The sequence below is a fragment of the Aeromonas sp. s9 genome, assembly GCF_040907765.1.
Taxonomy (GTDB): Bacteria; Pseudomonadota; Gammaproteobacteria; order Enterobacterales; family Aeromonadaceae; genus Aeromonas; species Aeromonas caviae.
The window spans coordinates 18,437-27,805 of record NZ_JBFOCK010000019.1; the positions used below are offsets into that span (position 1 = coordinate 18,437).

The 9,369-nt window shown below is 62.2% G+C and carries 9 protein-coding genes and 1 pseudogene; 8 read left to right on the forward strand and 2 right to left on the reverse strand.

What is annotated here, in order from left to right:
* Positions 1 to 70: 70 nt before the first annotated feature.
* The gene (locus AB5Y54_RS03910; RefSeq protein ID WP_109112255.1) at positions 71 to 676 is read right to left on the reverse strand and encodes a DUF922 domain-containing protein; all 606 of its coding nucleotides are present in this window, start codon (positions 674 to 676) and stop codon (positions 71 to 73) included.
* 323 nt (positions 677 to 999) lie between these two features.
* Between AB5Y54_RS03910 and dcuC the strand changes: the two genes are divergently transcribed.
* From dcuC to AB5Y54_RS03935, 5 genes are all read left to right on the forward strand, one after another.
* Entirely contained in the window at positions 1,000 to 2,352 is a 1,353-nt protein-coding gene (gene dcuC / locus AB5Y54_RS03915) for an anaerobic C4-dicarboxylate transporter DcuC (protein ID WP_010674486.1), read from the forward strand.
* Positions 2,353 to 2,442: 90 nt separating this feature from the next.
* Positions 2,443 to 4,092 (forward strand): bifunctional UDP-sugar hydrolase/5'-nucleotidase, encoded by a 1,650-nt coding sequence (locus tag AB5Y54_RS03920; RefSeq protein ID WP_119197695.1) that lies wholly within the window; start codon positions 2,443 to 2,445, stop codon positions 4,090 to 4,092.
* A 279-nt stretch (positions 4,093 to 4,371) separates the two neighbouring features.
* The gene (locus tag AB5Y54_RS03925; protein ID WP_141116486.1) at positions 4,372 to 6,015 is read left to right on the forward strand and encodes a hypothetical protein; all 1,644 of its coding nucleotides are present in this window, start codon (positions 4,372 to 4,374) and stop codon (positions 6,013 to 6,015) included.
* A gap of 130 nt (positions 6,016 to 6,145) precedes the next feature.
* Positions 6,146 to 6,649, forward strand: coding sequence for a M48 family metallopeptidase (locus AB5Y54_RS03930; RefSeq protein ID WP_119197696.1), 504 nt, complete (start codon positions 6,146 to 6,148; stop codon positions 6,647 to 6,649).
* A gap of 20 nt (positions 6,650 to 6,669) precedes the next feature.
* A complete protein-coding gene (locus AB5Y54_RS03935) occupies positions 6,670 to 7,482 on the forward strand; it encodes a DUF2927 domain-containing protein (RefSeq protein WP_225159468.1) in 813 nt (270 codons plus the stop codon).
* A 188-nt stretch (positions 7,483 to 7,670) separates the two neighbouring features.
* Here the strand turns inward: AB5Y54_RS03935 and AB5Y54_RS03940 are convergent, their stop codons facing one another.
* Complete coding sequence (locus AB5Y54_RS03940) at positions 7,671 to 7,925, reverse strand: DinI family protein (RefSeq protein ID WP_010674481.1); 255 nt, start codon at positions 7,923 to 7,925, stop codon at positions 7,671 to 7,673.
* Between the two features lie 225 nt (positions 7,926 to 8,150).
* Between AB5Y54_RS03940 and AB5Y54_RS03945 the strand changes: the two genes are divergently transcribed.
* The 3 genes and pseudogenes from AB5Y54_RS03945 to AB5Y54_RS03955 all read left to right on the forward strand — a co-directional run.
* Positions 8,151 to 8,420 (forward strand): type B 50S ribosomal protein L31, encoded by a 270-nt coding sequence (locus AB5Y54_RS03945; protein ID WP_039040091.1) that lies wholly within the window; start codon positions 8,151 to 8,153, stop codon positions 8,418 to 8,420.
* A complete protein-coding gene (gene ykgO / locus AB5Y54_RS03950; protein WP_010674479.1) occupies positions 8,417 to 8,542 on the forward strand; it encodes a type B 50S ribosomal protein L36 in 126 nt (41 codons plus the stop codon). The genes AB5Y54_RS03945 and ykgO overlap by 4 nt, the downstream gene beginning before the upstream one ends.
* Positions 8,543 to 8,671: 129 nt before the next feature.
* Positions 8,672 to 9,369: pseudogene (locus tag AB5Y54_RS03955) on the forward strand (ISL3-like element ISAeme19 family transposase); the annotation flags it as partial.

Below are 9,369 nucleotides of genomic sequence, written 5' to 3' on the forward strand. Positions count from 1 at the left end.
ACAAAAAACGGGCTCAGTCAGCCCGTTTTTTATGTTTCCCATGAGCGGCCATGGGCCTGTACACGTGTCATCAGCCAGCCCTGGGCCAGACGACCCCCAGCTTGCGCCCCTGATCGGTCTGGCTGGCCAGGGTGTCGAACCGCGCCCGGGTGGCCTCCAGCACCGCCTGCCCTGCCTGCCAGCCCTGATGCTCCAGGGTTGGGCAATCCCGGGTCACCGGCAACTGGGCGAGGCGCGTGCCAAGCTGGCTCACGCTCTCCAGCAGGATATCCTTGTGACGGCTCTCGTAGTCAAACATGGCGGCCACCAGCTTGTCCCACTTCTGGCGCTCCTTCGCGGGCGCACGGGACTTGTCCATCCAGTTGGGGACCCTGACCTGGATGCGCGCACGAACGCTGGCCTGCTCCAGCTCGCAGCGTGTCGCCGTCGCCTTCGTCTGCAACTGCCAGGAGAGCTGATAACTGGCCTTGCCGATGTGCCCGTCCGCCTGGGTGGGCGACAAGGCGGTGATCTGGCGCATCACGGCCCCCACATCGGCCCCGGAGACCCGATAGAACTGGAAGTCGACCTTGATATCGGGGGCGACCTTCACACCGGCATAGTGGGAAGGTACAGCACCGATTGAGGCGGCATAAATGAGGGCCACCGTCACCCCTGTCTTGCTGAAGAGTCCCATCTGTCCGCGGCTTTGCTCCTTGTGAGTCCCGGCTTAATTTCAATTAATAATCAATGAATTAATAACCCGATTGGGAGATTACCCCTGATCCAGCCCCCTGTCATCCGCTCTTGGCACCCGGTTGCTGCAAACGTGCGAGTCATCACCCCGGCTCAGGCGGGGATTTGCAGTCGAGATCACAAGCTGCCATCGAACGGATGGTGAAACACTCCTTAGTGGGTAATATCCACAGTGTTTTTGTTGGCCGATGCCGGATAGTCCAGCGCAACCCTCTGGTGAGCCCTGGCAGGCCACCCCCTCATTTCAACTCTTGGGAAGGTTTTATGATAGAACTCCTGATCGGCACCCTGGTCACCCTGGCCGTGGGTCGCTACATCTTCAAGGGCTACTCCGCCACCGGGGTACTGCTCAGCGGCGGCCTGCTGCTGCTGGCGATCACCGCCCTGATGGGCAAGGCGGTGCTGCCGGCGAGCGTCCCCTCCACCGGCCACATGGCCACCGACATCTTCGAATACGTGCGCTTCCTGCTGGTCGACAGGGGGGGTGGCCTCGGCATGCTCATCATGGTGCTGTGCGGCTTTGCCGGCTACATGAGCCACATCGGCGCCAACACCATACTGGTGAAGCTCGCGAGCAAACCCCTCGGTGTCATCAAGTCCCCCTACATCCTGCTGGTGGCCGCCTATCTGGTCGCCTGCGCCATGTCGCTGGCGGTGAGCTCCGCGACCGGCCTCGGGGTTCTGCTGATGGCCACCCTCTTCCCGCTGATGGTCAACATGGGGATCTCCCGTGGCGCGGCGGCGGCGGTGTGCGCCTCGCCGGCCGCCATCATCCTCTCCCCCACCTCGGGGGACGTGGTGATGGCAGCCCAGGCCGCGAACATGGAGCTCATCGAGTTTGCCTTCAAGCTGACCCTGCCCATTTCCCTGGTGGCCATCGCCGCCATGGCGGTGACCCACTTCTTCTGGCAGCGTTATCTGGATCAGAAGGCCGGGGAGCACAACGCCGCGGTCGCCCCGAGCGATCTCGTCACCGACGCCCCCGGCTTCTACGCCATCCTGCCCTTCACCCCCATCATCGGTGTGCTGCTGTTTGACGGCAAACTGGGGCCCAAGCTCGACATCGTCACCATCATCGTCATCTGCCTGGTGCTGGCCGCCCTGCTGGAGCTGGTGCGCAAGCGCAACGGCCGCGAGCTGCTGGACGGGCTGCAGGTGTGCTGGCGCAACATGGCCGACGCTTTCGCCGGCGTGGTGATGCTGCTGGTGGGTGCCGGGGTCTTTGCCCAGGGTCTGATGGGGCTTGGTTTCATCGCCAACCTCCTGGATCTGGCCCAGAGCTTCGGTACCGGCGGCATCGTCATCATGCTGGTGCTGGTGGTCATCACCACCCTGGCGGCCTTCACCACGGGTTCCGGCAACGCCCCCTTCTACGCCTTCGTGGAGCTCATCCCCCATTTGGCCACCAGCCTCGGCGTCAACCCGGCCTATCTGGTGATCCCCATGCTGCAGGCATCCAACCTCGGCCGCACCATCTCGCCGGTCTCCGGGGTGGTGGTCGCCTGTGCGGGGATGGGCAATCTCTCTCCGTTCGAGGTGGTCAAACGTACCTCGCTGCCGGTGGCCGTCGGCCTGCTGGTAGTGATCCTCGCCACCCAGATCATGGTTCCCGCCTGACTCTTTACCGGCCCGGCTGCCGCCGGGCTGGTATCCCCCCCACCCCATGCAGTAGACTCGGTGCTCTTTTTTCCTAAGGAGGACCGAGCCTTGAGTATGACGGTTCAACTTGCCCACTTCAGCGACTGCCACTCCCATTTCGATGGCGCTCCCATGCGCTTCTCCCCCGATGGCAAGTCCGAATGGCGCACCCAGTGCGGCGGCTATGGTCGCATCCTGACCCGGCTCACCGCCCTGCGCCAACAGGCCGAGGCAGCCGGCCAGACCTGCCTGCTGCTGCATGGCGGCGATACCTTCCAGGGGTCACTTTACTTCAACCGCTTCAAAGGGCGGGCCAATGCGGACCTGCTGGCCCTCTTGCGACCGGATGCCATGGTGATCGGCAACCACGAATTCGATCTGGGCAACGGGCCGCTGGTGGAGTTTTTGCGCCAGCTCGATTTCCCGGTGCTCGCCGCCAACATCGACAACCGTCAGGAGCCCGCCGATGCCCCGCTGCGGCTGCAGGGACTGCCGCAGCTGTTTGACGCGAGCCGCCCCTGGCACAAGCGCGTCATCGACGACGTGCCCTTCGCCCTGCTCGGCATAACGCTGCCGCAGATGGCCGCCATCGCGAGCCCCGATCCCCACACCCGTTTCCACGGTATCGAAGAAACCTTGAGCCGCGCCCTCGAAGAGATCAAGGCCGAGGGGATCAACCACATCATATTGCTGAGCCACCTGGGTCTGGAGCAGGACAAGCGACTGGCGACCCGCTTCCCCGAGCTCAGCCTCATCGTCGGCGGGCACACCCACAGCCTGCTGGGGTATCTGGCGCCGCTCGGGCTCGACAGCGAAGGCAGCTATCCCCTCATGGTGAACGGGGTGGCCATCCTGCACGCCGCCCACAGCGCCCTCTGTCTCGGGGTGTGCGAACTAACCTTCGACGAGCAGGGACGCGTGTGCCAAAGCCGCGGCCAGCTGGAGTGGTTACCCTGGGATCCCTGGCCCTTTGCTTCCCCGCCTCCTGCGGGGCTGCACTTCTGCGAACCGGCCCCCGAGCTCGAGCTGCATCTGGCCCGGCGTTATCGCCCCGAGCTCGAGACCATGACCCGCCGCATCGTGACCCGCCTCGCCGGGCCACTGCACCATCAGCGGCTGCCCGATGCCACCCAGCCCGCCGGCAGCCAGGTCGCCCCCCTGGTAGCGAGCGCCATGCTGGCCAGTGCCCGCGAACAGGTGGGTCAGGTGGACTTTGCCCTGCACAATGCCGGGGGCGTGCGCTGCTCCCTCGAGCCCGGCCCCCTGACCGAAGCAGACGTTGCCGGACGCCTGCTGCCCTTTGCCATTCCCCTTACCCTCTACCGGGTGCACGGCCATGAACTGGCCGAAGCACTGGAGGGGGCCATCGACAACGCCACCAACAACGGGGTGACGGGCAATGGCAGCGGCAGCTTCCCCTACACCGCCGGGGTGCGCTTCTGCTATCAGGCCGACAGGCCCAAAGGGGAGAGGATCACTCGCCTGGAATGGGAAGCCAGCCCGGGTCAGTGGCTGCACGTCGAGCCGGATGCCATCTATCGCGGGGTCTCCAGTGCCTATACCGCCTCCGGCAAGGAGGGCTACACGGCCCTTGCCCGCACCCTGACCCAGCACAATCAGGAGCTCGGCATCACCCTGGCGGATGCCTTCCTGCGCTGGGCACGCCACCTGCCGGAGCTCAGCACCCTGCCGGCCCTGGTGGAGTATCACGGCCAGTGAATCTGGTACCGGCCCATCCCGGGTCGGTGCTGCCTTTTCGCCGCATAGGGGAATCCTGGTCCGCTCCCAGGCGCAGGCCCCCTACCATGCAACCTCAGGCTGTGACGCCCGACTGCGCCTGCCCTGTCTTGTGATGGGGCCCGCCAATGCAGCCAGAGGCGTGAAAACGATACTTTTACGAATTATTTCAGGTGCCTACACTTCTTCCATTGCATCGTGCAGCCCGGCTCGGCAAGATAAGCCCGCTTTTTCAGTCTTTCCCGCAGGAACAGGTCACCCATGAATCACGCCATCCGCTTTACCCCGCACCGCCACAATCCCGGGAGCAGGCCGTCGGTCATCTTGCTCACCGCCCTGATGGCTCTGCTGTTCTGTCTGCGCAATCCGCTGTTCCACGGCATGGCCCCGGGATTTGATGCCTCCCTGTTTGCGGTGATGGGCAAGATGTGGAGCGAGGGGGGCGTACTCTATCGGGACATGATCGACATCAAGGGTCCCATGATCTTCGCCCTCGATGCACTGGGTTATGGCCTTGGTGGCTTCTTCGGGATCTGGCTGCTGGAGTGGGTGCTCTGCTGGCTGGGCCTCATGGCGAGCTGGCAGGCTTTTTCGCAGCTCGGGCTCTCGGTGCGGGCGCGACTTGGCAGCATGCTGGCCCTGCTGGCGCTCTACAGCACTCGCTACTACTACGGCAACATGACCGAGGACTGGACATTCCATCTGGCCCTCATCGCCCAGTGGGCTTTCATCACCTTGCTGCTGGACAAGCGATTCAGCTGGGGACCGGCCCTGGTCGCCGCACTCACCTTCGCCATCGTGGCCTGGATGCGCACCAACAACGGCGCCTTCTGGGGGGCCTGGTATCTGGTGCTCTTCTGTCACTGGTGCCTGCGCGAGCAGTGGCGCTGCGCCTTTGCCCTGCTCTTTTCCAGCCTGCTTGGACTGGCTCTCGTCGGCGGCCCGCTCTATGCCTACTTCCAGCACCACGACGTGCTGGCCGAGTTCAAATACTACGCCTTCGGCATCTTCTTTGAAGGGAGCTACGGCAACGGCTTCTCTCCTGAGGTGGGCGCCGTCGGTCTGCTGCGCACCGGCCTCATCATGCTGCTGCCCGCCTTCCTCGTCCTGATGCTCGGGCGCCGCCAGGAGTGGTATCTCCCCGCGCTGTGCGCCACCCTCCTGGGGGTGCTGTTCACCCTGATCGCCAACTCGGTCTCCGGACATGTGTTCGATCACTATGACGTGCTCTATCTGCAGCTTGGCCTGCTGCCGCTCGCCTGCCTGCTGGACAGAAGCGAGCAGCGATCCGATGCCCTGGGGCTGCTCTGCATCTCTCTGGTGGTACTGACCGCCAGCTGGCTGCTGGCCCAGCAGCTCGGTTACGGCTGGAGCACCAAGGAGTGGTCTCTGGAGCGGGTGCGCGAGGTGCTCGGCAACAGCCTGCTGTGGGCCTTGCCCGTGCTCATTCTGGTCCCGCTCTGGCGCGCCTGGGACGTGCGAAGCGCCACCCCCTGGCTCGCCTCGCTGGCCATGCTGGTACTGCTGGTCAACAACGCCTGGGAAGGCAATCTCAAGGGCAGGCCGTTCAATCCCCCCGCCCAGGTCAGGGTCGATCGTATCCTGGCCGAGACGGCGCCCACCGACAAGATCTGGGTCGATGGCATCCAGCCGCAATACTACCTCTGGACCGATCGCCAGCCGGCCTCCGCCTATCTGTTCTTTGCCAACGTCAACCCGCCCTACGATGTGCGCGAGCGGGTGCTGGCTGACATCCAGCGCCAACACCCCAAATTCATCATCGCCAAACCGGAGCGGGTGGCACAGGAGCTCAAGACTCCGACCTCCCCCTCCCACCTTGCCTTCTACCAGTATCTGGCAGGCCAGTATGAAGAGGTGGACCCGGGCCTGTACCGGCGCCGCTAATCAGGCACACAGAAGGGGCCATCTGGTGATGGCCCCTTTTCGTTGTCGTCATAAAGAGGGGGGCCGACCATGTTCAAGGGGCCCCATCCTGACTACAATGGCGCTCTTTTTTGCGGCAGAGGGAAGAATCATGGCGGAGCTGACTTATCTGGGGGGCTATCCGGAGCCACTCAAGGCTCATGTACAGCAGTTGATTGCGGCGGGCAAACTCGGCGAGATGCTGGCCAAGCGCTACCCGCAAACCCACCTCGTCCAGAGCGACAAGGCGCTGCTCGCCTATACCATGGAGCTGAAGAACCGCTACCTGAAAAGCTCCGCGCCGCTTTCCAAGGTGATCTTCGACGGCAAGATCAACGTGATCAAGGATGCCCTGGGACTGCACACCTATGTCAGCCGGGTGCAAGGCAGCAAGCTCAAGGCCAAGAACGAGATCCGCATCGCCGCCCTGTTCAAGGAGGCCCATCCCGCCTTTCTCAAGATGATAGTGGTGCATGAGCTGGCCCACCTGAAGGAGAAGGATCACAACAAGGCTTTCTACCAGCTCTGCCAGCACATGGAACCGGACTATCATCAACTGGAGTTCGATCTCAGGCTCTGGCTCACCTGGCGTGATATCGAGCGTACCGCCCGCTGATCCCCTTGCAAGGAGGCAAGATGCGCCCATGGCACACACCTGTCCAGCCCGTTCGCCATGGGCACTGGTTGCTCCCGGGGCTGATGCTCTGGCTCTTCTCCCTGCCGCTGTCGGCCACCGAACGCTGGCAGCGTGATGACTACCTTGTCCAGAGCTTCATGGAAATCGCCATGAAACGGGAGTATGGCCATGAACAACAGGAGCACTTCTCCCGCTGGCCGGGCCCCGTGCGTCTCAAGCTCGTCAACGAATTCGGCGACAAGCCGCTGCAGGCCGAGGTCGTCAAGGTACAGACCCGTCACCTGAGCAGGATCACCGGTCACCCCATCGAGATTGTCAACGACAACCCCAATCTCACCCTCATCATGACCCGGCACAAACAGATGGCGAGCTGGGCTGCGCGCACCATGCGCCAGGACGAGTCGGTGCGCATCGCCCTCAAGGAGGGGATTTGCCTGGCCAATTTCGCCACCAACGCTCGCTACGAGATCACCCGTGCCACCATCATCATTCCGGTGGATTACAGCCGGGCAAAGGGCCGTTTTCTGGATTGCGTAGTGGAAGAGTTGAGCCAGGTGATGGGGCTGCCCAACGACTCGGACAAGGTGTTCCCCTCCATCTTCAATGACAGCAGCATCGACAGCTTTCTGACCGGGCTCGACTACGTGTTGCTCAAGCTTGCCTACCACCCGGCATTGCAACCGGGTATGACGTCAGACGAGGTCCGCGCGGCGCTCCCCACCGCCCTCAAGGCACTGCGTGCCAATGGCGACATCGCACAAGCCACCCAACGGGTGCAAGTCGACAGCCTCAAGCGTTGGGCGGGACTCTGAGCGCAGCCAGAGACATTACTCTTTCGCCTTCATGGTCATGCGCTTACCCCATCAACGCAACACGCAGCCCATGGCTGCGTGTTTTGAAGAGCGGTTCGGCAAAGCCGGTACAGGGATCATCATCCGGCTGGAGGTTCCTCCTCGCGCCCTGGCGGATCACGACGATGTTTGCCGCTGAGAGCTTATCTTCAGGCCTCCAGAGCCTCTTCTTCCGGCATCCAGCTATCAGCGTTTTCCCACACCTCCTGCACCATGGCTTCGGCCAGCTCCTTGTCTTCCTTGCTGGCGCGACTGACCGTCAGAGCCATGGCACTACCCGGTGCCACCCGCACATGCAGATCGGGAAAGCGCTCACCCAGTTGCTTGAGCAGCTCCTGGCGCAAGGCCTCCATGGTCGAGGTGGGGATCTGGTGTTTTCTGTCGATGATGATTTCCAGGCGCATAGGGTACGTCTCCATGATAATTTACTGTATTTTTATACAGTAAATTTGAAAAGTAAAGATGGTGGCTGCACATAAGCCCTCACCGCTCATGCCTTCTTGCTGACGATGTGCAGCCGAACGGCCCCGATTTTCCCCCATCGCTGTCATCATGGAAAAAACAGTTGATATTGATTCTCATCCATCGCATTATCCACCTCTTGTTATAACATAACAAAAGAGGCAATCATGCGCCCCCATATTCACCCTGAATACCGCAAGGTTCTGTTCCACGATCTCGCCAGCAATACCTACTTTCTGATCGGCTCCACGCTGGCCACCGATCGCACCAGAGAGTGGGAAGATGGCAACACCTACCCCTATGTGACGCTGGATGTCTCCAGCGCGTCCCACCCCTTCTATACCGGCAAACAGAAGCAGGTCGGCAAGGAAGGTCAGGTCGCTCGCTTCGGCCAGCGATTCGGTCAGTTCTTCAGCAAAGGAAAAGAGAAACAATGAAAGTCCTCGCCTCCCTGAAATCCGCCAAGTCGCGTCACCCGGACTGCCAGATCGTGCGTCGACGCGGCAAGCTGTTCGTCATCTGCAAGAGCAATCCCAGGTTCAAGGCTCGTCAGGGCTGATTGCGCATCCGCCCCCTCATGGATAACAAAAGGTTCTTCGCGGGATCCTGGGAAAGTGGAAGTTGACAGACAGGGTGCTGGTAAACTGGTTGTCGCCAAACACACCACCACCATCACCCTGCTGTCGCCGTGCATCATATTGATATTACCTCCTTCTGGCCAGGTTATACCGTCATCGCCCAAGCGCTTTCTGCCAACCATCACACCCTGTTTACCCTTGAGCCTCGCGCCGACTTCTTGCCCCGTTGTCGCCGATGCCTGCAACCCACGCCATTGATCCACGACCAACGTATCCGCCGGGTGCGTGAGCGAGACCTATTTGACCGACAAGTCTGGTTACAACTGCCTGTTCGCCGCGTCGACTGTCTGCGCTGTGGTCGCGTCAGTGAACATATCGACTGGCTCCCCTCTGGCTCCCGCCTCACCCGGCGCATGCAGTGCTGGATTGAAGCGCTCGTTCAGTACCTCCCCATCCGCCATGTCAGCCAGCTCACCGGGGTCGGTTGGCACACCATCAAGGAGATCGACAAGCGCCGTTTGCAGACTAGTGTGGGCACCATCGAACTTGGGGAGGTGCGGCGGCTGGTGATGGATGAGTTTGCCCTGCACAAGGGACACCGCTATGCCACCGTGATCATGGATGCCGAGCGAACCCGCGTCCTGTGGGTGGGGCACGGCAACAGTCGGGCCGCTATCCGTCCCTTCTTCGAGCAGCTCGGCGAGCGATGCCAGCAGATTGAGGCGGTGGCGATGGACATGAACACGGCGTTCGACCTGGAGGTGAAGCAACACTGCCCGCAGGCGGAGGTGGTCTACGACCTGTTCCA

Coding starts and splice junctions, on each gene's coding strand:
- AB5Y54_RS03945 (WP_039040091.1), top strand. CDS start 8,151: ATGCGCCCCCATATTCACCCTGAATACCGCAAGGTTCTGTTCCACGAT.
- AB5Y54_RS03910 (WP_109112255.1), bottom strand. CDS start 676: ATGGGACTCTTCAGCAAGACAGGGGTGACGGTGGCCCTCATTTATGCC.
- AB5Y54_RS03935 (WP_225159468.1), top strand. CDS start 6,670: ATGCGCCCATGGCACACACCTGTCCAGCCCGTTCGCCATGGGCACTGG.
- AB5Y54_RS03940 (WP_010674481.1), bottom strand. CDS start 7,925: ATGCGCCTGGAAATCATCATCGACAGAAAACACCAGATCCCCACCTCG.
- ykgO (WP_010674479.1), top strand. CDS start 8,417: ATGAAAGTCCTCGCCTCCCTGAAATCCGCCAAGTCGCGTCACCCGGAC.
- AB5Y54_RS03925 (WP_141116486.1), top strand. CDS start 4,372: ATGAATCACGCCATCCGCTTTACCCCGCACCGCCACAATCCCGGGAGC.
- AB5Y54_RS03930 (WP_119197696.1), top strand. CDS start 6,146: ATGGCGGAGCTGACTTATCTGGGGGGCTATCCGGAGCCACTCAAGGCT.
- dcuC (WP_010674486.1), top strand. CDS start 1,000: ATGATAGAACTCCTGATCGGCACCCTGGTCACCCTGGCCGTGGGTCGC.